This is a genomic window from Jiella sp. M17.18 (genome assembly GCF_041027365.1).
Taxonomy (GTDB): Bacteria; Pseudomonadota; Alphaproteobacteria; order Rhizobiales; family Rhizobiaceae; genus VKMB-3413.
Genome location: NZ_JBFTEH010000002.1, coordinates 1 through 20,381, shown reverse-complemented (window position 1 = coordinate 20,381; position 20,381 = coordinate 1). Strand labels below are relative to the sequence as shown.

The window sequence follows — 20,381 nt, the reverse complement described above, 5'->3', positions numbered from 1 at the left end:
CGGGACATGAAAGACGCGTGATGTCGATCAGGCTCAGACTTTTTGTCGGCAGCATCGTGTTCGCGCTTCTGACGGCCACGTTCGGGTTCTTCTCCTACAACTCGCAGGTCTCCTCGCTCGAGCTGATCCGTCAGCTGTATTCCAACGGGATGGATCCCTTGAGCCGGCTGCAGCAGGCCAAGAGCAACGTCGACACGTTGCGGGCCCGGTTCGAGTCCGGCATCGAGAAGAAGGACAGCAGCCAGCGTTTCGTGGCCGAAGGGCCCCAGCTGGAGGACCTGCTGGTGAACGTTTCTGCGCTGAACGCCGAGATCGGAGGCGTCCTGTCGGCGGACCTGTCCGAGCCGGCACGCAAGATGCTGCGCTCGGTGCTCTACCCCTTGAGCCTGATCTCCACGGCACAGGGCCATCTGTCCGACCAGACGGTGCTGAGGGAGCTCAAGCAGGTGTCGCTGGGGATCGGCGAGGCGGTGCAGATCGTGCACAACGACATGGTCGGCATGAAGAGCGATGCCGACGACTCGATCCACGGCGCGATGATCCTGAACGGGATCGCCATCGCCTCGGTGATCCTCGCGCTGTCCGCCTTCTTCGTTTTCCTGTCGCGATCCGTCGGCGGCGCGCTGCGCCGGCTCGTCGACACCGCCCGGGCGCTCGCCGCCGGACAGCTCGACATGCCGATCGTTCCGACCGGACCTCGGGAGGTGCGAAACGTGCTCGCCGCACTGGTCGAGATGCAGGACCGCTGCGAGTTTCTCGAGACGACGCTGGCGGAGAAGACCGATCTCCTGTCGGGACAGCTCGCCGTCCAGCAGGATCAGCTCGCCGCGGCGCTGAACAACATGACGCAGGCGCTCTGCATGCTGGACGGGCAGAAGCGGCTCGTCGTCTGCAATGAGGTCTTCGGCGAGTATTTCGGCAATCACGCCGCCGGCACGCCAGGTCGCAAGATCTTCGACGATCCGCGTTTGACCGCGCCGTTGCAGGAGCACGAGACGGCGGTGCACCTGCACGAGATGGAAAGCGGCGCGGTGATGGAGGTGAAGCGCCGCGGCATGCCCGAGAAGGGGCTGCTGATCACCTTCGAGGATATCACCGAGAAGCAGCAGATCGCCAAGCGGCTGGAGCACCTCGCCGGCCACGACGGCCTGACGGACCTGCCGAACCGGCGCTGCTTCGGCGAGGACCTCGACGAACTGCTGCTGAAGTCCCGCGGACCGTTCACCGTGGCTGTCCTGGATATCCGGAACTTCAAGTCGATCAACGACACCTATGGCCATCCGATCGGCGACGCGCTGCTGAAGGAGTGCGGCCGGCGCCTCGTCGAACTGGCGGGGCCGCGGGCGACCGTCGCGCGCCTCGGCGGCGACGAGTTCGCCATCATCGCGCCCGCGGCGCGCTCGCCGGAGGATTCGCTCGCGCTGGGCGAGAAGATCCTCGCCGACTTCGAAGCGCCCTTCGAGGTCGAGGAGCGCCGGATCTTCGCGAGCGCCAGCATCGGCCTTGTCCACACGTCGCCGGCCAAGGGGGTCGCCGGGGAAATCAGCGCCGACATCATCCTGCAGAACTGCGATCTGGCACTCTACAAGGCGAAGGAGGATCGGCGCGGCGCCTATAGGATCTTCCAGCCGTCGATGCGCCAGAAGCTGAAGCAGCGGCGCGAAATGGAACTCGATCTGCAGGTCGCCCTCGACAAGGGCCAGTTCGAGCTGTTTTACCAGCCCTTCGTCGATGCCGAGGAAGGCCGCGTGAGCGGATTCGAGGCGCTCCTGCGCTGGCGGCATCCGGAAAAGGGCATGATCTCGCCCTCGCTGTTCATCCCGCTGGCGGAAGAGACCGGGCTGATCGAGAAGCTCGGTGTCTGGGGCCTGGAGACCGCCTGCCGGCAGGCGGCCGGCTGGCCGACCGACATGGCGGTGTCCGTCAATCTGTCGGCCGTCCAGTTCAAGAGCCCGACGCTTCTCACCGACGTCGCGCGGGTGCTCTCGACATCCGGGCTCGCTCCCTCCCGGCTGCAGATCGAGGTCACCGAATCGCTGTTCCTCGACGAGAGCGACCGCGTGCTGTCGATCCTGTCCGAGTTCCGCCGCCGCGGCCTGACGATTTCGATGGACGATTTCGGCACCGGCTATTCCTCGCTCGGCTATCTCAGCCGCTTCCCCTTCGACAAGATCAAGATCGACCAGTCCTTCGTGCGCGACATGGCGCGGCCGGAGAACATCGCGATCGTGCGCTCGGTCATCGGTCTGTCGCGGGCGCTGGGGATGAAGGTGATCGCCGAGGGTATCGAGACCGCCGAGCAGATGCAGGTGCTCTACGACGAGGGATGCCGCGAGATGCAGGGCTATTTCTTCTCGCGCCCGCGCCCCGCCGGCGACCTGCCGCTGATGTTGTCCGAGATCGCGAACCGCTGGGACGGCGAGTTCTCCGCCTTCAAGCGCGAGCGTCGGCGCGGCGCGAACGCCGCCTGATCGACCTGAGCACGTCGGCTCGGACCAGCGTCTGTCCGGCAGAGATGGCCGGGCCGCCCCGCGACCCGCTCAGCCTCTGGGCCTGACGCCGCCGAGGACGATCGAGAGCACCGCCTGGGCCGTCTGATCGCGAAATCCCGGCCTGTCCACCTGGGAGCCGAGGATCGCGCGGATCTGGACGTCGAAGTCGGCGTAATGCTGTGTCGTCGCCCAGATCGCGAAGATCAGGTGATAGGGATCGACCGGCGCCAGTCGGCCCTCGCTCACCCAGTCGCGGATGATCGCCGCCTTCTCGGTGACGAGCGCCTTCAACCGCGTCTCGAGAAACGGCCGGACGACCGGTGCGCCGGCGAGGATCTCGTTGGCGAAGAGGCGCGAGGCCGCGGGCTTTTCCGCCGACATGCGCAGCTTCTCGGTGATGTAGCGCCGAAGCTCCTCGACGGGGTCGCCGCTCGCATCCATCGCTTCCAGCGGCGCCAGCCAGTCGGCAAGCGTGCGCTCAAGCACGGCACGGTAGATGTCCTGCTTGCGGCGGAAATAGTAGAGCAGGTTCGGCTTCGACATCGCCGCGCGCGCCGCGATCTGGTCGACCGTCGAGCCGCGGAAGCCGTTCACGGAGAAGACCTCCAGCGCCGCTTCGAGGATGATCTCGCGGTTGATCGCCTGGATGCGGGTCTCCCGCCGATCCTCGCCGTCCCCTGCCGTGTCGACCTTCGCATCCAAGGAGGAGGCACCTTTTCTGCTCGTCTCGTCCGCAGGGCGGCGGGCTGCGCAAGCTTGCGGCAAAGCCGCTTGACCGGTGCCCGGCGACCTTCTAGCCTCCAATTTGACCATTTAGTCAAGAATTCTCGGACGCTCTCCCTCGTCTGGCGCGGGCGGACCGGAGCCGAAGGCGCCCATGACCGAACAGCCGCGGAACGTTCCCAACAATCTCGAAGCCTTCTGGATGCCGTTCTCCGCGAACCGGCAGTTCAAGCAGGCGCCCCGCATGTTCGTCGGCGCGAAGGACATGCATTACGTCACCTCCGACGGGCGGCAGGTGCTGGACGGCACTGCCGGGCTCTGGTGCGTCAATGCCGGCCACTGCCGGCCGAAGATCACCGAGGCGATCCGTCAGCAGGCCGGTGAGCTCGACTATGCGCCGGCCTTCCAGATGGGGCATCCCAAGGCCTTCGAACTGGCCTCGCGGCTGGCGACGATCGCGCCGGAAGGGCTCGACCACGTCTTCTTCACGAACTCCGGCTCGGAATCGGTCGAGACCGCGCTGAAGATCGCGCTGGCCTATCAGCGCGTTCGGGGCGAGGGCTCGCGCTTCCGCCTGATCGGGCGCGAGCGCGGCTATCACGGCGTCAACTTCGGCGGCATCTCGGTCGGCGGCATCGTCGGCAATCGCAAGATGTTCGGCACGCTGCTGACCGGCGTCGACCACATGCGCCACACCCACGACCCCGCCCGCAACGGCTATTCGAAGGGCGCGACCGAGCATGGCGTGGAACTCGCCGAGGATCTGGTGCGCATCGCGACGCTGCACGATCCCTCGACGATCGCCGCGGTCATCGTCGAGCCGGTGGCCGGCTCGACCGGCGTTCTGCCGCCGCCGAAGGGATATCTGAAGCGGCTGCGCGAGATCTGCGACCAGCACGGAATCCTGCTCATCTTCGACGAGGTGATCACCGGCTACGGGCGCATGGGCACGGCGTTCGCCGCCGACTATTTCGGCGTGACGCCGGATATCATGGTCACTGCCAAGGGGCTGACCAACGGCGTCATTCCGATGGGCGCGGTCTATGTCCGCGACGAGATCTACGACGCCTTCATGAACGGCCCGGAGCATCTCATCGAATTCGCCCACGGCTACACCTATTCCGGCAATCCGATCGCGGCCGCTGCGGGCCTTGCGACGCTCGAGACCTACAAGGAAGAGGGTCTGTTCGAGCGCGCCAGGGCGCTGGAGCCCGTCTGGGCGGAGGCGATCCACTCGCTGAAGGGCGAGCCGCACGTCATCGACATCCGCACCATCGGCCTGATCGGCGCGATCGAGCTGGAGCCGATGAAGGGCGAGCCGACCAAGCGCGCCTTCACCGCCTTCGTGCGCGCCTTCGAGGCGGGCCTTCTGATCCGCACGACGGGTGACATCATCGCCCTGTCGCCGCCGCTGATCGTGAGCGAGGATCAGATCTCCGAGATCGTCGAGACGCTGCGCAAGATTCTCCGAAGCCTCGACTGACCGCCGCCCAGCCGTTCATTCCCAGCAAGTCCGAGGTGTCCGATGAGCCTTCTCTCCAATCTCCAGATCGACGGCGACCGGCTCTGGGACTCGCTCATGGAGATGGCGAAGATCGGCCCGGGCGTTGCCGGCGGCAACAATCGCCAGACCCTGACCGACGAGGACGGCGAGGGCCGGAAGCTGTTCCAGTCCTGGGCGGAGGCCGCCGGCATGACCATGGGCGTCGACACCATGGGCAACATGTTCTTCACGCGCGAGGGCGCGGACCCCGAGGCGCTGCCGGTCTATGTCGGCAGCCATCTCGACACCCAGCCGACCGGCGGCAAGTATGACGGCGTGCTCGGCGTCCTCGGCGCGCTGGAGCTGGTGCGCACGCTGAACGACCTGAACATCAGGACCAAGCACCCGATCGTCGTCGTCAACTGGACGAACGAGGAGGGCACCCGCTTCGCACCGGCCATGCTCGCTTCCGGCGTCTTCGCCGGCGTCCACGAGGAGGCCTGGGCGAAGGACAAGGTGGACGCCAAGGGCAAGCGGTTCGGCGACGAGTTGAAGCGCATCGGCTGGGAGGGCGACGAGCCGGTCGGCGCCCGCAAGATGAAGGCCTTCTTCGAGCTGCACATCGAACAGGGGCCGATCCTCGAGGACGAGGGGATCGACATCGGCGTCGTCACCCACGGTCAGGGGCTCTATTGGCTGGAGGTGACGCTGACCGGCAAGGAGAGCCACACCGGCTCCACGCCGATGCCGAAGCGCCGCAATGCCGGCCTCGGCCTCGCGCGCGTCACCGAACTCGTCCACGAGGTGGCGATGGACTACCAGCCGTCGGCCGTCGGCGCGATCGGCCACATCGACGTCTATCCCAATTCGCGCAACATCATCCCCGGCCGCGCGGTCTTCACCATCGACATCCGCTCGCCCTCGAAGAAGACGCTGGACGAAATGCGCGAGCGGATCGAGGACGGGATCGACCTCATCGCGGAAGCGCTCGACATCGAGGCCTCGGTCGACGAGGTCGGCCATTTCGACCCGGTGACCTTCGACCCGGGGTGCGTGAAGGCCGTGCGCGATGCCGCCGAGCGGCTCGGCTACAGCCATACCAACATCGTCTCCGGCGCCGGCCACGACGCCTGCTGGATCAACCGCATCGCCCCCACGGCCATGGTCATGTGCCCCTGCGTCGACGGGCTCAGCCACAACGAGGCGGAGGAGATTACCAAGGAGTGGGCGACGGCGGGGGCGAACGTCCTGATGCATGCGGTCGTGGAGACGGCGGGGGTGGTGGAGTAGGATCGGCCGGCGGGATCGTCGAGGAGGCGCGCATGGGACGGCCAAAGGAATTGACTGAGAAGCAGCGTGCCGACCTGTTGGCGCAGGGCTATCGACCCGTGGAGGTCTGGCTGCCGGACATCTGGTCGGACGAGATCTGGTCGCAGGTGGAGCAGGATTGCCGCCTCATCTCTGCGTCTGAAGAACGCGCCGACGTCGATCTTTGGACAGAGGACGCCCTGCGGGAGACGTTGCGCCTCATCGATGAAATGGAAGAGAAGACCGTATGAAGCGTGGTGACGTCGTCATCGTTGCGCTTCCGGGTGACTACGGCAAGGCGAGACCGGCCGTGGTTCTCCAGGACGATCGTATCGAAGGCGTACTGGACAGCGTCGTCATCGCCCTCCTGACGACGTTCGACGAAGGCGCCCGAGTCTTACGCATCGCCGTGATGCCGACGCAGGAGAATGGCTTGGCGAAGCCGTCTCGCATCATGGTCGACAAGCTGTATTCCCTCCCGCGGCACCGCATGCACGACGCGATCGGTCATCTCGATGACAAGACCATGGCTCGACGTCGACCGTGCATTGTTGATGTTGCTCGGCCTCGACCCGCTTCGCGTCAATGACGGCCCCTAGCCGGCAGAAGGAGACACCATGACCACAGTCATCAAGGGCGGCACGATCGTCACCGCCGATCTCACCTACAAGGCTGACATCCTGATCGACGGCGGCAAGATCGCGCAGATCGGGCCGGACCTTGCCGGCGACGAGACGATCGACGCGTCCGGCGCCTATGTCATGCCGGGCGGCATCGACCCGCACACCCATATGGAAATGCCCTTCATGGGCACGTTCTCGGCCGACGACTTCGACACCGGCACGGCGGCGGCGCTCGCCGGCGGCACGACCATGACCGTCGACTTCTGCCTGCCGGCGCCGGACCAGGGGCCGATGGACGCGCTGCAGGAGTGGTTCCAGAAGGCGGGTCCGGCGCGCACCGACTATTCCTTCCACATGGGCGTCACCTGGTGGGGCCAGAAGTTCTTCGACGAGATGCCGAAGGTGGTCGAGGCCGGCATCAACACCTTCAAGCACTTCATGGCCTACAAGGGCGCCTTGATGGTGAACGACGACGAGATGTTCGCGTCCTTCACCCGCTGCGCCGAGATCGGCGCAATGCCGCTCGTCCACGCCGAGAACGGCGACGTCGTCGCCTTCCTGCAGCAGAAGCTGATGGCCGAAGGCAACAACGGGCCGGAGGGCCACGCCTATTCGCGGCCGCCCGAGGTCGAGGGCGAGGCGGTGAACCGGGCGATCATGATCGCCGACCAGGCCGGCGTGCCTCTCTACGTCGTCCACACCTCCTGCGAACAGGCGCACGAGGCGATCCGCCGGGCGCGGCAGAAGGGCATGCGCGTCTATGGCGAGCCGCTGATCCAGCACCTCGTCCTCGACGAGAGCGAATATTTCAATGCCGACTGGGACCATTCCGCCCGCCGCGTGATGTCCCCGCCCTTCCGCAACAAGAGCCACCAGGACTCGCTCTGGGCGGGCCTTGCGGCCGGCTCGCTGCAGGTCGTCGCCACCGACCACTGCGCCTTCACCACCGAGCAGAAGCGCATGGGCCTCGGCGACTTCACCAAGATCCCGAACGGCACCGGCGGCCTGGAGGATCGGCTCGCGGTGCTCTGGACGAAGGGCGTCGTCACCGGCCGCCTGACGATGAACGAATTCGTCGCCGTCACCTCGACCAACATCGCCAAGATCCTCAACATCTATCCCCGCAAGGGCGCGATCCTCATCGGGGCCGACGCGGATTTGATCGTCTTCGACCCGAAGGCGACGAAGACGATCTCGGCCAAGACCCAGAAGTCGGCGATCGACTACAACGTCTTCGAGGGGATCGAGGTCGCCGGCCTGCCGGTGATGACGTTCTCCCGCGGCAAGCTCGTCTTCAAGGAGGGCGACGTGCGGGCCGAGAAGGGCGACGGCCGCTTCGTCGAGCGGCCGGCCAACGCTCCCGTCAGCCAGGCGCTGTCGACCTGGAAGGAACTCACCGCACCGCGCAAGGTCGAGCGATCGGGCATCCCGATGAGCGGGGTGTGAGGCTTGACCGCCGTTCGCACCCCGCGCTGGCCTTTCTGTCCGGATGCGTCCTCACGCCGGCACCATCGCCTCCAGATCCGGCCGCAGCACGACGCTCTCCTGCTCGTTCGGATCGGTCCGGGCGATGATGGCGACGCAGGGTTCGGTTCCCGGATTGTAGGGCAGGTGGGGCACGCCGGCCGGAATGTAGAAGAGATCGCCGGCCGCAACGACCGCGTGATGCTCCAGCCGATCGCCGTACCAGGTGCCGGAGGTGCCGCTGATCACGTAGATCGCGGTCTCGTGACTTTCGTGCAGATGCGCCTTGGCACGGCCGCCGGGCGGGATCGTCAGAAGATGCATGCAGATGCCGCTTGAGCCGACCGTCTCCGCGGAGATTCCGGCGAGGTACCGGAAGCCCTGCTTGCCGTCATATGTCTCGTCCGGCCGGATCAGCCGACATTCCCGAGGTTTCGTCTCGCTCATGACCTTTTCACCTCCTCATCCGCCGGCCCCGCAATGGAGCGGCTTTTTCGGCGCTCATCATACTGCCGGCGGAGCTTCGCCGCATACCGGATTCCTGAAGGGACGCGGCTCGGCAAACGCTGGAGATGCCCATGTCTGAGGCGGCGTTGGCATCCCCCGAAGACATGGCCGAGGCCCGTGCCGCCGCTCCGGTGATCGAGGCGCGAGACCTCAACCTCGTCTTCCAGACCGCCGACGCGCCGGTCCACGCGCTGAAGGACATCGACCTCTCCGTCCGCCGCGGCGAGTTCGTCTCCTTCATCGGCCCCTCCGGCTGCGGCAAGACCACGCTGCTGCGCGTCATCGCCGATCTGGAGCGGCCGACCTCCGGCACGATCACCGTCAACGGCATGACCCCGGACGAGGCGCGGCGGGCGCGGGCCTATGGCTACGTCTTCCAGGCGGCGGCGCTCTATCCCTGGCGCACGATCGAGAAGAACATCGCCCTGCCGCTGGAGATCATGGGGTTCGCCAGGGCCGAGCGGGAGAGCCGCGTCGCCGCCGGGCTCGACCTCGTCGGCCTCACAGGCTTCGGGAGCAAGTTTCCCTGGCAGCTCTCCGGCGGCATGCAGCAGCGCGCCTCGATCGCCCGGGCGCTCGCCTTCGATCCGGACCTCCTTTTGATGGACGAGCCCTTCGGCGCGCTCGACGAGATCGTCCGCGATCACCTCAACGCCGAACTCCTGAAGCTCTGGGCGAAGACCGACAAGACCATCGTCTTCGTCACGCACTCGATTCCCGAGGCGGTGTTCCTGTCGACGCGGATCGTGGTGATGAGCCCGCGGCCGGGCCGCATCCACGAGGTGATCGACTGCGATCTCGGGCCGGACCGGCCGCTGGAGATCCGCGAGACGCCGGAGTTCCTGATGATCGCGCACCGGGTCCGCGAGGGGTTGCGGGCCGGGCATGGCTATGAGGACTGATGCCGGTGTACGCTCAGCGCATCATTCCGGGGGAAGGGCACATCGATGAATGCGGCTGCGATTCTGTGGCTGGCGGGGGCGGTTCCGGTGTTTCTCGCCGCGGCCTCGGCGACGCGCTCCTACGTCTCCAACGGCATCCCCTGGGTGCTGGCGGGATCGTTGATGCTCTACTGCGTCGGCAATCTGATGATGGTGAAGCTGATGCGCGAGAGCGGCCTCGGCGTCGCGATCTCCGCCTCCTCGGTGGCGCAGCTGATCCTCATCAACGTCATCGCCTTCGCCGTCTTCCAGGAACGCCCGCCGGTGACGCAGCTGATCGGCATGGGCCTGGGGCTCGTCGGCTTCGTGCTGATGCTCTGGCCGGCGGCGAAGGGGTGAGGCGCGGGGAGGGCGCATGACCGATCACGTGTATGCCGAACCAGGCGCCGACGCGGACACTGCGTCCCCTTCTCCCGAAACGGGAGAAGGTGCCCCGAAGGGGCGGATGAGGGCGTCTCGCGCGGCGCCTGCATATTTGACCGCGCGGGCTAGGGGCATGCGTTACGATCCGACGGATGCCGAGGCGCGTCTATGGTCGGATCTTCGCGGCAGCCGCTTGAACGGCTACAGGTTCGTCCGGCAGCTTCCGATCAAGCCATACATCGTCGACTTCGCCTGCCGCTCCCATCGCCTCGTCGTGGAAGTCGACGGCTTCCAGCATGCGGACGACCGATCGGATCCGGGGCGGACCGCATCCCTCAACGATCGCGGTTGGTCAGTCTTGCGCTTCTGGAACGCGGAGGTGCTGCGGGAACGCGCGGCAGTCTGTGAGACGATCCTCGCGGTTCTGGACGGCCGTATCGGCAAGCGCTGCGATGGCGGCGGATGGTCGCATGGGCTGCGATTCGCGCCCGGCAGGCCCTCACCCGCCTCGCGGCGCTCGGCACCCTCTCCCGCAGGCGGGAGAGGGGGAGTGCCTCTTCCGACGGCGCCGGGCACACAGCCATGATCGGCACCTCGACGACCGCTACCCCCATCGCGGATCCCGGCGCCGCCGTCGGCTATGCCGGGCCGCTCCAGCGCCTCGGGCGGCGGATGGCGGGGGGGCGCACGGTCCCCGTCCTCACCGTCTGCCTGCTGATCCTTCTCCTCTGGTATGTCGGCGCGGTCTTCCTCAACTGGCAGACGGAGGGCGACCGGCTGGCGCGGATGAGTGATGGTCCCATCCCCTTCGGTCAGCACCTCGTCGCGACCTGGAACGCCCAGCGCCCCGTGCTGCCGGCGCCGCACCAGATCGCTGCGGAGATCTGGAAGACCACCGCGACCGTCAGCCCGCTCTCGCGCCGCTCGCTGTTCTACCATGCCTGGGTGACGCTCTCCTCGACGCTGCTCGGCTTCGTCATCGGCACGGCGCTCGGCATCCTCCTGTCGATCGGCATCGTCCATTCGAAGACGCTGGACAAGAGTCTCATGCCCTGGGTGATCACCTCGCAGACGATCCCCATCCTGGCGATCGCGCCGATGGTGATCGTCGTCCTCGGCAACCTCCAGATCACCGGGATCTTCCCCAAGGCGATCATTTCCACCTATCTGTCCTTCTTTCCGGTGACGGTGGGCATGGTCAAAGGTCTGCGCTCGCCGGATGCCATGCATCTCGACCTGATGCGCACCTATTCCGCCAGTCGGACGCAGATCCTGGCGAAGCTCCGCCTGCCGGCCTCGCTGCCCTTCCTCTTCACCTCGATGAAGGTGGCGGTCGCGGCCTCGCTGGTCGGCGCGATCGTCGGCGAACTGCCGACGGGTGCCGTCGCCGGGCTCGGCGCCCGTCTCCTCGCCGGCTCCTACTACGGCCAGACGGTGATCATCTGGGCGGCGCTGGTCATGGCCTCGGTCATGGCGGGCCTGCTCGTCGGCCTGGTCGGCCTTGCCGAGCGGATCGTGCTGAAGCGGCAGGGGGCGCGGCCATGAGCGCGACGAGCACCGCGGCCCATCGCAGCGGCCTCGGCGATCTCGCCCGCGGCCATGGCCCCGGCGCGATCCTGCTGGTGGCGGTGCTTGGCACCGCGTCGGCCTATGGCGCGCTGCAGCTTCTGGACGACGGCAGCCGCGGCGCGGCGCTGGTCGCACTCGTCCTTCTGTTCTGGCTCTCGGCCTGGCGCCTCACCGCGCTCCTCTCCGCGCTAGAGCCCGCAGGCCGGCCGGCGCGTCTGGCGCTGAGCGTCCTGATCCCGGTCCTCTTCGGCGGCACGCTGCTGCTCCTCTGGGAATTCCTCGTGCGCGGCCTGCAGGTGCCGGTGATCCTGCTGCCGCCGCCCTCGGCGATCGCGGCGAAGTTCGCCGGCTCGCTGCCGACGCTCTGGGCCGACTTCGTCCAGACCTATCTGAAGGCCGTCCTCGCCGGCTACGCCATCGGCTGCGGCGCCGGCTTCCTCGTCGCCATCCTCGTCGATCGCTCGCCGTTCTGGAAGCGCGGCGTCATGCCGGTCGGCAACCTCGTCTCGGCGCTGCCCGTCGTCGGCATCGCACCGGTCATGGTCATGTGGTTCGGCTTCGACTGGCCGTCCAAGGCGGCGGTCGTCGTGGTGATGACGTTCTTCCCGATGCTGGTGAACACCGTCGCCGGCCTCAACGCTGCCGGCCGCATGGAGCGCGACCTGATGCGCACCTATGCCGCGAGCCACGGACAGACGCTGATGAAGCTGCGGCTGCCGGCGGCGCTGCCCTTCATCTTCAACGCGCTGAAGATCAACTCGACGTTGGCGCTGATCGGCGCGATCGTCGCGGAATTCTTCGGCACGCCGATCGTCGGCATGGGGTTTCGCATCTCGGTCGAGATCGGCCGGATGAACACCGACATGGTCTGGGCGGAGATCACCGTGGCGGCGCTTGCCGGCTCGATCTCCTATGGCCTTCTCTCCCTGGTCGAGCGCGTCGCGACCTTCTGGCATCCGTCCTATCGCAAGGGGTGAGACGGCCCCCAACCCAAGAGGAGAACTGGGAATGACCATACGTGCTCTGGCCATGGCCGCGCTGGCCGCGTCGGCTCTCGCGAGCCCGGCCTTCGCCGCCGATCCGGTGACGCTGCAGCTCAAATGGGTCGCCGACGCCCAGTTCGCCGGCTACTACGTCGCCAAGGACAAGGGCTTCTACAAGGACGAGAACCTCGACGTCACGATCAAGCCGGGCGGCCCGGACATCGCGCCGGAGCAGGTGATCGCCGGCGGCGGCGCCGACGTCATCGTCGACTGGATGGCCGCCGCGCTCGTCGCGCGCGAGAAGGGCGTGCCGCTGGTCAACATCGCCCAGCCGTTCAAGCAGGGCGGGCTGGAACTCACCTGCCGCAAGGACACCGGGATCTCCAAGCCGCAGGACCTCAAGGGCAAGACCCTCGGCGTCTGGTACTACGGCAACGAGTACCCGTTCTTCGCCTACATGTCGAAGCTCGGCCTCAATGCCAAGGAGGGCGGCGACGTCACCGTCCTGAAGCAGGCCTTCAACGTCGATCCGCTCCTCCAGAAGCAGGCCGACTGCATCTCGACCATGAGCTACAACGAATACTGGCAGCTCATCGAGGCCGGCATGAAGCCGTCCGACCTCGTCGTGTTCAAGTATTCCGACGAGGGCGCCTCGATGCTGGAGGACGGGCTCTACACGCTGGAGCCGAAGCTGAAGGACCCCGCCTTCGTCGACAAGATGGCGCGCTTCGTGAAGGCCTCGATGGCGGGCTGGCACTATGCCGAGCAGCATCCGGACGAGGCGGTCCAGATCGTCATGGACAACGACACCACCGGTGCGATCTCGGAAGAGCACGAGACCCACATGATGGACGAGATCAACAAGCTGACCAAGGGCTCCGGCATGGGGACACTCGACCCGAAGGCCTATCAGCAGACGGTCGACATCCTGACGGCGCAGAACATCATCAAGGCCAAGCCGGAGGGTGCCTATACCGACGCGGTGACCAAGAAGGCCGAAGCGCTGAAGAAGTAGCAGCGGACACCGACGACGAGGTGACCTTACGCGTGCGGCCGGCGGAGCGATCCGCCGGCCGCTTTCGTCCGCCTACGTCGCCGTGACCGCCAGCCCTTCGATGAAGCGCGGCGTGTGCTTGGCCTCGAAGTCGGCCTCCCGCACCAGGCCGTCGAAATGTCGCGTGAGTTCGAGCACCTGCCGGCGCTCGCGGAAGATCAGGTAGAAGCGGCCGACATAGACGGAGGCCTGCAGCGGCCCGAAGATCGTCACCGGGGCGGAGAACACCTTCTTGCGGTCGAAGAGATAGAGCCGCAGCGAGGGGTAGAGCTCCTCGGTAAGCCGGCGCATGCGATCGAGCTGCGCCTGCCGCTCCTCCGCAGGCAGGCCGCGCCAGTAGCCTTCGCCCGCGGCGAAGGCCTCCAGCGCGTCGAGCGGCATGGCGATCTCGTAGTCGGTGTCGGGCGCCCGGAGATAGGCGAGCCGGTCGCGCATGTCGGCGATCGCCTGGTCCGAGGTGCGCCCGACGAAGTCGCCATACTCGAAGCGCAGCACGGCTTCCGACTTCAGCATGTCGGGCAGCGTCGCCGGCACATGGCGGATCTTGTAGCCGCGCGCTTCCTCATGCCAGCGGAAGATCAGCTCGTCGGAGGGCGCCCGGGCCGCCTCCTCGATGCGCATCGCCGCCTGCAGCATGTCGGCGCTGCGCTCGCGCCGGTCGGTGAGGCCGAGCAGCCAGTCGGCCGAGACGCCGAGGGCGCTGGCGCATTCTGCGGCGAACTGGGCGTTGGGCAGCCGGCCGTCGTCGGATGACAGCGTCAGGGACACGGTGGAGCGGTCGGCGCCGGTCGCGCGGGCAAGGCCGCTTTTCGACATGCCGGCGGCCTGCATGGCGGCCGTCAGCCGGTCGCGGAAGAGTCTCGATCGGTCACGCTTGTCCATGAGGTGACAATTATCACGGCACGGGACAGTCTTCTACGCTCATGACGCGAATCAAGATGATTTTCGGAATCGCCGTGATGGATGGGCCGGCGTAGTGATGGCCGCGATCGTCATCGAGAGGTGCTGCTCGTAGAGCGGTAGCGGAGTGCCGCCGCGGATGAAGCCGCAACGTGCCGCTGCGCCGGAGCAAGCACCGAAGCGAGAGAAGGAGCCACGATGGAAACCCGCACCCGGAGCCTTGCCAAGGCCGTTTCCTGGCAGATCCTCGGCTTCCTCGTGATGTCGGTGCTCGGCTATCTCTTCACCGGCTCGATGTCCTCCGGCGGCGCGCTGGCCGCCACCGCCACCGCGCTCGGCTTCGTCAGCTACCTCCTGCACGAACGGGTGTGGGCACGGATCAGCTGGGGCTGGACGTATTCGGCCGACGCGGCCCGGCGGCTCGAAGGCGGGATGCCGCGCCGCTGAGCCGAAGCCCCGCTCAGGCCCTGGTCGCGCCGAGCGAGACGGCGAGGGGCTATTCAGGCTCAAGGCCGTCCCAATCCCGCGCCGTCGCAAGGCCGCGCGTGTGCAGGCAGTCGGCCCCGGAGAGGCCCCTCACGAGAGCGAGATGCCGGATCCTCGCATGCCTCAGACTTCCTGGTCGTCGAACAGTTATGTTTCAAACCGCGATAGGTCGGGAGCAAGCGTCTGGCGGTCGGCGGAACAGGCTTTTCCCACGTCGCTGGCGAACGCCTCTTTGATCGCCGCCATGTCGTCGAAGTGCAGCGTGGCGATCATGAACGCATTCGAAGGCCCGAACGGCGACATGATCGGTCCGCGGCTCACCTCATATCTCCGCAGGCCGGGTAAGCGCTTGGCGAGAGGTACGTGCGTTTCGAAGTAGTGGCGGTTGAAGGCCTCTACGTCCTGCGGCTCCTTATAGACAACGATCATGCGGGCCATTTGCAGCCTCCCATCGCGGACCGGAGTGGGAATGATAGCGCAAAGTCACGCGGACGAGTGGCGGAATTTGCGTCGAAGTCCCGGTACTGACTGAGCCGATCGATGTCCTCCGGGGGCGGGCTCGCCGCCACCGCGCTCGGCTTCGTCAGCTCTCTGCCGCACGAACGGGTGTGAGCGCGGATCAGCTGGGGCTGGACGGGGCCGGCCGACGCGGCCCGGCGGCTCGAAGACGGGATGCCGCGCCGCTGAGCCCAGGCTCGGCTCAGGCCTTGGTTGCGCCGAGCGAGACGGCGAGGGGGATCGTCACCGCGCCCTCGGGAACGGAGAAGAGGTCTTCGCCGACCTCCACCATGTCGGGGAAGGCACGCCAGGCGAGCTTGTCGTGCTCGTGCAGGAAGTCGAGCCGCAGCCCCGCGGCGAGGACGGCGGAGACGATCTCGCCGACCGGATGCAGCCATTCGTAGTTCCGGCTGTTCCGGAGCGTCCGGCTGTCGCCCGTATAGGTGACCGGGTTGTCGACCACGAGCGGGTCCGCGGCCGGTGTCGCCCGGTCGTAGGCGGCGACGAAGCGGCCGTCCTCCCACTCCATCTGGTTCATCACCGGATGTCCCTCGAGCAGGTAGAGCCGGCCGCCCGGCCGCAGCACCTCGGCGACGACCTTCGCCCAGGCGCCGAGGTCCGGCAGCCAGTTGATCGCGCCCCAGGTGACGAAGGCGAGGTCATAGGTCTGCCCGAGCGCCGCCGGCGCGTCGTAGACGGAGGCCTCGACGAATCGCGCCTCGGTGCCGGCCTGTTCGGCGAAGCGCCGCGCGGCGGCGATCGAGCGCGGCGAAAAGTCGAGCCCGGTGACGCTCGCAGCGCCGAGATGCTTCAAGGACAGCGTGTCGAGGCCGATGTGGCACTGCAGGTGGACGACGTCGAGCCCGGCGACGTCGCCGACCTCCTCGGCCTCGATCGCATGCAGGCTGGAGCCGCCGGCGAGCACCTTGGCGATCCGGTAGGAGCCGGTCGTGTCGGTCGAATGCAGCTCGGCGCGCTCGTCCCAGTTCAGCCGGTTGGCGTCGAAGAAGGTCTGCATGGCGGGCGCTCCGGTGATGGTACCGGAGGATGGCATGGCGCGCCGTGAAACTGAAGCAGCGTCTCGGGGATCAGGCAGCACGATAGGGTCAAGCCCGTGCGCCCTCGGCTTCTCCTCCGCGCACCGCTTCCAGCAGCGCGTGGCGCGTCGCCTAGTACCGAGTATTCTGAATGCATTTGGAAGGCGAGCGAGCCGGCAGTCAGCGGGTCAGAGTTGCGCGCCCCGCGCAGCCCAAGCCGCCATTTCGCCATCGGCGATCGTGAGCGAGACGCGCCAACGGTCACTGCGCCGCAGGATGTAGACGTGTTCCCATCCCGCGATCAGTTCGTCTCCGTCGCCTTTCATCCGGTAGGCCATGCGGGCCTCCGCCACGTCCGGAAACAGCTCGCACGCCGACAGCAGCTGGCCCTCGGGACGCACGATGCCTTGCTCGCGATAAAAGTCCAACAATGACGCGCAGTGGTCGCGAAACGCGTCCCGCGGCATGGCAAAGTTGCCGCTCGGAGACGGGAAGAGCGCGATCGACTCCCAGAGCTGGCTGATGGCGTCGGCATCGCCACGGGCGAACGCATCGACATATTCGGCGAAGAAGGCCGAGATCTCGTCCTGAATGGTCACGACCGTCCTTTCCGTCATTCGCAGTGCCATATCCGTCAGGCCGCAGCGGCCGACGAAAGATCGACTTCCGCCGTCTTCAACTGCGCCTTGACGATGTCATTGAACGTCATCGTGGGATGGGCTTCGGCGAGCATTCCGATCTTCATCCAGAACTCAGCCTGCGCATTGATCGAGCGGCACATCACCGTGCTCGCACGCCTGACCTGCTCGTGCAGGTCGTCATCGATCTTGACGAGCCCCATATCGCCTCCTGTTGTTATATATGAAACGTTTATGTTCCGTATAATGAGGCGTCAAGACATTCGGCTGAACATCCGTGATCGGAAGCAGAAGAGCGGCAAAATACCGGGATGGGGCGAGAGCCGTCGATGGCAATTGGCCTCGGACCTGAAGCCGATTCGGCAGTTCCGCCTTGAGCGACAGCTATTGCGTCCTCGACGCCGGCTGCGAGGCGCCGAACGCAAGAAGGCAGCCAAACGCAAAAAAGGCGGCCGAAGCCGCCTTTTCTGAAACCTTGGACTGCTGCGCCGAGACTTACTCGGCGGCGGTCTTGGCGGCTTCCTTCTCGGCCTTGGCGCGGTCGCGCTCCTGGGCGGCGACTTCGCGGGCCTCGTCGTTCAGCTTGCGCGAACGGACATTGGTGTTCTCGACGATGCGGGCCGACTTGCCGCGGCGATCGCGCAGGTAATAGAGCTTGGCGCGGCGGACCTTGCCGCGGCGCACCACCTCGACCGATTCCACCATCGGCGAGTAGACCGGGAAGACGCGCTCGACGCCCTCGCCGTAGGAGATCTTGCGGACGGTGAAGTTCTCCTGCAGGCCCGAGCCGGAGCGGGCGATGCAGACGCCCTCATAGGCCTGGACGCGGGTACGCGTGCCTTCGGTGACGCGCACGTTTACGCGGACGGTGTCGCCGGCGGAAAACTGCGGGACGGTGCGGATGGCTTCGATTCGGGCGGCCTCGGCGGCCTCGAGTTCCGAGATGATGTTCATGGCATAGCCTCAATTCGTTTCATGCCGAGCGTCTCGAGGAAACCCGACATGGCCGCCGTGACGGTCAGGTTATTCTGAGGAAATCGGGGCCGACATATACCGTCCGCCGGCATTTGTCACTAGGTGGTGGCGTCGGATTTTCGCGCGGCGGGGGCTCCAGCGCGCGCGGCAGCAGTCGCACGGCCGCCCATCCGGCGGCGCGCGTCGCCGCGTCCCTGCGTTCGCGCATTGCCGCCAGCAAGTCTGGTCGCCGCGGCCAGGCGTCGGCGAATCGGCCGAGGCCGTCCGGATTCCGTAGCCGCGCAACGTTTTTGCCGCACCCGCGTTCTCATGCGCCGGGTCGCGGTGGGCGATCGCAGTTCGCGGATTCCCGATGACGTCTCTTACGGCCACCGCCCCGCGCGCAGCGCAAGCGCGTCCGTCCAGCCGCTCGCTCGCCGCGCTCTGCGGCCTCAACTTCCTGCTCGCCGACGTGCGCGACGGGCTCGGGCCCTTCCTCGGCATCTTCCTGATCGGCAGGGGCTGGGGCACGGACACCATCGGCTATGTCATGACCATCGGCGGCATCGCGGGCATGCTGGCGACGACACCGCTCGGAGCGCTCGCCGACGCGACGCGGGCGAAGCGCATGATGGTCGCGGTCTGCGCCGTGCTCGTCATCGCCGCCTCGCTCGGGATCCTGTTCTTTCCGAACTTCCCCGTCGTCGCCGCGTCGCAGATCGGCACCGGCATTGCCGGCGCAGCGATCGGTCCGGCGATCGCCGGCCTCACCCTCGGCCTCGTCGGGCAGGCGGGACTCGCCCACCAGCTCGGCCGCAACGAAGCCTGGAACCACGGCGGCAACGGCGTCGCGGCGGCCCTGTCCGGCTTCTTCGGCTATGAATACGGCCTCGTCGCTGTCTTCGTGCTGATGACGGTCCTCGCCGCCGGCTCGCTCACCGCGCTCCTGTTCATCCGGCCGGAGGAGATCGACCATGCGACGGCGCGCGGCCTGGAGCATGCGAAGAGTGGTGAGGCGGAAAAGCCGTCCGGCTTCCGTACCCTGCTGAAGAACCGCCGGCTGCTGATCCTTGCGGCGACGACCATGCTCTTCAACTTCGGCAACGGCGCCATGCTGCCGCTGCTCGGCCAGCGCGACGCCTCCGACCATCTGTTCGATCCCGCCGCCTACACCGCAGCCACGGTCGTGATCGCGCAGCTGACGATGATCCCGGTCGCGCTTCTCTCGGCCAGGGTCGCCGGCCGTCGCGGCTACTACTACGTCCTCCTCGCCGCGCTGGTCGCGCTGCCGATCCGCGGCGCGCTCGCCGGGCTCTGGTCCAACCCTTACGCTTTCGTCCCCGTCCAGATGCTCGACGGCGTCGGCGCGGGCGTTCTCGGCTTCGCCGTTCCCGGCCTCGTTGCGGAGATCATGCGCGGGTCCGGCCGCGTCAATGTCAGCCTTGGCGCGGTCATGACGGTGCAAGGTATCGGCGCCTCGCTGTCGCCGGCGATCGGCGGCTTCGTCGCGGCCAGATACGGTTTCGAGGCGGCCTTCCTCGTCCTCGGCGCCTTTCCGATTCCGGCGCTCGTCCTCTGGCTTGCCACCGGCGCGCTGTTCCGCAAGAAGCCTGCAGGGGTGGCGGGCGGAGCGCGTTGAGTGAGATGCAGGGTTTCGTGCCGGTCTGGGTGATTTCCGGCCTGTCCGTCGCCGGCGTGATCCTGCGCCCCTTCGCGGTGCCGGAATGGATCTTCGCGGCCGGCGGCGCGCTCGCCCTCGTCGCGCTCGGCCTGCTGCCGCTCCAGCTGGCGGCCGAAGGCGTCGCGTCGGGGGCCGACGTCTACCTCTTCCTCGCCGGCATGATGCTGCTCGCCGAGATCGCCCGCCGCGAGGGCCTGTTCGACTATCTCGCGAGCTTTGCCGCGCGCCACGCCCGGGGCTCGCCGACGCGGCTCTTCGCGCTGACCTATGGCGTCGGCGTGCTCGTCACCGTGTTCCTGTCGAACGACGCGACCGCCGTCGTGCTGACGCCGGCGGTCGCCGCGGTGGCGCGGGCCGCCAAGGCGAAGGACGCCGTGCCCTATCTCCTCGTCTGCGCCTTCGTCGCGAATGCGGCCTCCTTCGTCCTGCCGATCTCCAACCCGGCGAACCTTGTGATCTTCGGCGGCGCGATGCCGGGCCTCGCCGACTGGCTGGCGCGCTTCGCCCTGCCGTCGCTCGTCGCGGTCGCCGCGACCTTCGCGGCGCTGTGGGCGACGCAGCGCCGCGCGCTCGAGGGCCGGGTGGAGAGCGACGTCGCGCCGCCGCGGCTCGGGCGGGGCGGCAGGGTCGCCGCTGCCGGCCTGGTGCTGGCGGCGCTGGTCCTCGTCACCGCGTCG

General features: G+C 67.2%; 23 protein-coding genes. 15 read left to right on the top strand and 8 right to left on the bottom strand.

From position 1 onward, the window contains the following. The first annotated feature begins 20 nt into the window (after positions 1 to 20). On the top strand, positions 21 to 2,471 hold the full coding sequence (locus AB5S17_RS03455; protein ID WP_369236196.1) for an EAL domain-containing protein: 2,451 nt from the start codon (positions 21 to 23) through the stop codon (positions 2,469 to 2,471). A gap of 69 nt (positions 2,472 to 2,540) precedes the next feature. Here AB5S17_RS03455 and AB5S17_RS03450 read toward each other — a convergent pair whose 3' ends face one another. Beyond that, a complete protein-coding gene (locus tag AB5S17_RS03450; RefSeq protein ID WP_369236194.1) occupies positions 2,541 to 3,194 on the bottom strand; it encodes a TetR family transcriptional regulator C-terminal domain-containing protein in 654 nt (217 codons plus the stop codon). Between the two features lie 175 nt (positions 3,195 to 3,369). Here AB5S17_RS03450 and AB5S17_RS03445 point away from each other — a divergent pair, with 175 nt between their 5' ends. The 5 genes from AB5S17_RS03445 to hydA are packed head-to-tail and all read left to right on the top strand — an operon-like array spanning position 3,370 to position 8,075. Next, positions 3,370 to 4,698 (top strand): aspartate aminotransferase family protein, encoded by a 1,329-nt coding sequence (locus AB5S17_RS03445; protein WP_369236192.1) that lies wholly within the window; start codon positions 3,370 to 3,372, stop codon positions 4,696 to 4,698. Positions 4,699 to 4,740: 42 nt separating this feature from the next. Then, positions 4,741 to 5,988, top strand: a complete 1,248-nt coding sequence (locus tag AB5S17_RS03440) for a Zn-dependent hydrolase (RefSeq protein ID WP_369236190.1) — start codon at positions 4,741 to 4,743, stop codon at positions 5,986 to 5,988. A gap of 32 nt (positions 5,989 to 6,020) precedes the next feature. Continuing rightward, positions 6,021 to 6,257, top strand: coding sequence for an antitoxin MazE-like protein (locus AB5S17_RS03435; RefSeq protein WP_369236188.1), 237 nt, complete (start codon positions 6,021 to 6,023; stop codon positions 6,255 to 6,257). Continuing rightward, entirely contained in the window at positions 6,254 to 6,595 is a 342-nt protein-coding gene (locus tag AB5S17_RS03430; RefSeq protein WP_369236186.1) for a type II toxin-antitoxin system PemK/MazF family toxin, read from the top strand. Before AB5S17_RS03435 ends, AB5S17_RS03430 begins: the two co-directional genes overlap by 4 nt. Before the next feature lie 28 nt (positions 6,596 to 6,623). Further along, a complete protein-coding gene (gene hydA / locus AB5S17_RS03425; protein ID WP_369236184.1) occupies positions 6,624 to 8,075 on the top strand; it encodes a dihydropyrimidinase in 1,452 nt (483 codons plus the stop codon). 51 nt (positions 8,076 to 8,126) lie between these two features. On the opposite strand, the gene AB5S17_RS03420 is transcribed toward hydA, so the two are convergent. Next, positions 8,127 to 8,540 carry a cupin domain-containing protein gene (locus AB5S17_RS03420; RefSeq protein ID WP_369236182.1) on the bottom strand — a complete coding sequence of 138 codons (414 nt, stop codon included), beginning with the start codon at positions 8,538 to 8,540 and terminating at the stop codon, positions 8,127 to 8,129. Between the two features lie 131 nt (positions 8,541 to 8,671). Between AB5S17_RS03420 and AB5S17_RS03415 the strand changes: the two genes are divergently transcribed. The 6 genes from AB5S17_RS03415 to AB5S17_RS03390 all read left to right on the top strand — a co-directional run bounded on the left by AB5S17_RS03415 (position 8,672) and on the right by AB5S17_RS03390 (position 13,471). Continuing rightward, a complete protein-coding gene (locus AB5S17_RS03415; RefSeq protein WP_369236180.1) occupies positions 8,672 to 9,502 on the top strand; it encodes an ABC transporter ATP-binding protein in 831 nt (276 codons plus the stop codon). Between the two features lie 45 nt (positions 9,503 to 9,547). Then, a complete protein-coding gene (locus tag AB5S17_RS03410) occupies positions 9,548 to 9,880 on the top strand; it encodes a hypothetical protein (protein WP_369236178.1) in 333 nt (110 codons plus the stop codon). A 16-nt stretch (positions 9,881 to 9,896) separates the two neighbouring features. Continuing rightward, positions 9,897 to 10,490: an endonuclease domain-containing protein gene (locus AB5S17_RS03405; protein WP_369236176.1), complete on the top strand. Its 594-nt coding sequence runs from the start codon at positions 9,897 to 9,899 to the stop codon at positions 10,488 to 10,490. 86 nt (positions 10,491 to 10,576) lie between these two features. Continuing rightward, positions 10,577 to 11,449, top strand: coding sequence for an ABC transporter permease (locus AB5S17_RS03400; protein ID WP_369237369.1), 873 nt, complete (start codon positions 10,577 to 10,579; stop codon positions 11,447 to 11,449). Further along, positions 11,446 to 12,450 (top strand): ABC transporter permease, encoded by a 1,005-nt coding sequence (locus AB5S17_RS03395; RefSeq protein WP_369236174.1) that lies wholly within the window; start codon positions 11,446 to 11,448, stop codon positions 12,448 to 12,450. Before AB5S17_RS03400 ends, AB5S17_RS03395 begins: the two co-directional genes overlap by 4 nt. Before the next feature lie 31 nt (positions 12,451 to 12,481). Beyond that, complete coding sequence (locus tag AB5S17_RS03390) at positions 12,482 to 13,471, top strand: ABC transporter substrate-binding protein (protein ID WP_369236172.1); 990 nt, start codon at positions 12,482 to 12,484, stop codon at positions 13,469 to 13,471. Between the two features lie 72 nt (positions 13,472 to 13,543). On the opposite strand, the gene AB5S17_RS03385 is transcribed toward AB5S17_RS03390, so the two are convergent. Further along, entirely contained in the window at positions 13,544 to 14,392 is an 849-nt protein-coding gene (locus AB5S17_RS03385; protein WP_369236170.1) for a helix-turn-helix domain-containing protein, read from the bottom strand. Positions 14,393 to 14,608: 216 nt separating this feature from the next. Here AB5S17_RS03385 and AB5S17_RS03380 point away from each other — a divergent pair, with 216 nt between their 5' ends. Next, positions 14,609 to 14,857: a DUF2061 domain-containing protein gene (locus AB5S17_RS03380; RefSeq protein WP_369236168.1), complete on the top strand. Its 249-nt coding sequence runs from the start codon at positions 14,609 to 14,611 to the stop codon at positions 14,855 to 14,857. Between the two features lie 186 nt (positions 14,858 to 15,043). Here the strand turns inward: AB5S17_RS03380 and AB5S17_RS03375 are convergent, their stop codons facing one another. The 5 genes from AB5S17_RS03375 to rplS form a co-directional block, all read right to left on the bottom strand. Continuing rightward, complete coding sequence (locus AB5S17_RS03375; RefSeq protein ID WP_369236166.1) at positions 15,044 to 15,334, bottom strand: EthD family reductase; 291 nt, start codon at positions 15,332 to 15,334, stop codon at positions 15,044 to 15,046. Between the two features lie 262 nt (positions 15,335 to 15,596). Further along, complete coding sequence (locus AB5S17_RS03370; RefSeq protein ID WP_369236164.1) at positions 15,597 to 16,412, bottom strand: methyltransferase; 816 nt, start codon at positions 16,410 to 16,412, stop codon at positions 15,597 to 15,599. Between the two features lie 207 nt (positions 16,413 to 16,619). Then, the gene (locus tag AB5S17_RS03365; protein WP_369236162.1) at positions 16,620 to 17,030 is read right to left on the bottom strand and encodes a hypothetical protein; all 411 of its coding nucleotides are present in this window, start codon (positions 17,028 to 17,030) and stop codon (positions 16,620 to 16,622) included. 35 nt (positions 17,031 to 17,065) lie between these two features. Beyond that, the gene (locus AB5S17_RS03360; protein ID WP_369236160.1) at positions 17,066 to 17,272 is read right to left on the bottom strand and encodes a ParD-like family protein; all 207 of its coding nucleotides are present in this window, start codon (positions 17,270 to 17,272) and stop codon (positions 17,066 to 17,068) included. A gap of 292 nt (positions 17,273 to 17,564) precedes the next feature. Next, positions 17,565 to 18,023 (bottom strand): 50S ribosomal protein L19, encoded by a 459-nt coding sequence (rplS, locus tag AB5S17_RS03355; RefSeq protein ID WP_369236158.1) that lies wholly within the window; start codon positions 18,021 to 18,023, stop codon positions 17,565 to 17,567. Between the two features lie 373 nt (positions 18,024 to 18,396). On the opposite strand from rplS, the gene AB5S17_RS03350 reads away from it, so the two are divergent. After that, positions 18,397 to 19,662: an MFS transporter gene (locus tag AB5S17_RS03350; protein ID WP_369236156.1), complete on the top strand. Its 1,266-nt coding sequence runs from the start codon at positions 18,397 to 18,399 to the stop codon at positions 19,660 to 19,662. A gap of 5 nt (positions 19,663 to 19,667) precedes the next feature. Further along, the coding region (locus AB5S17_RS03345; protein WP_369237367.1) for an SLC13 family permease at positions 19,668 to 20,381 on the top strand (714 nt) is incomplete at its 3' end.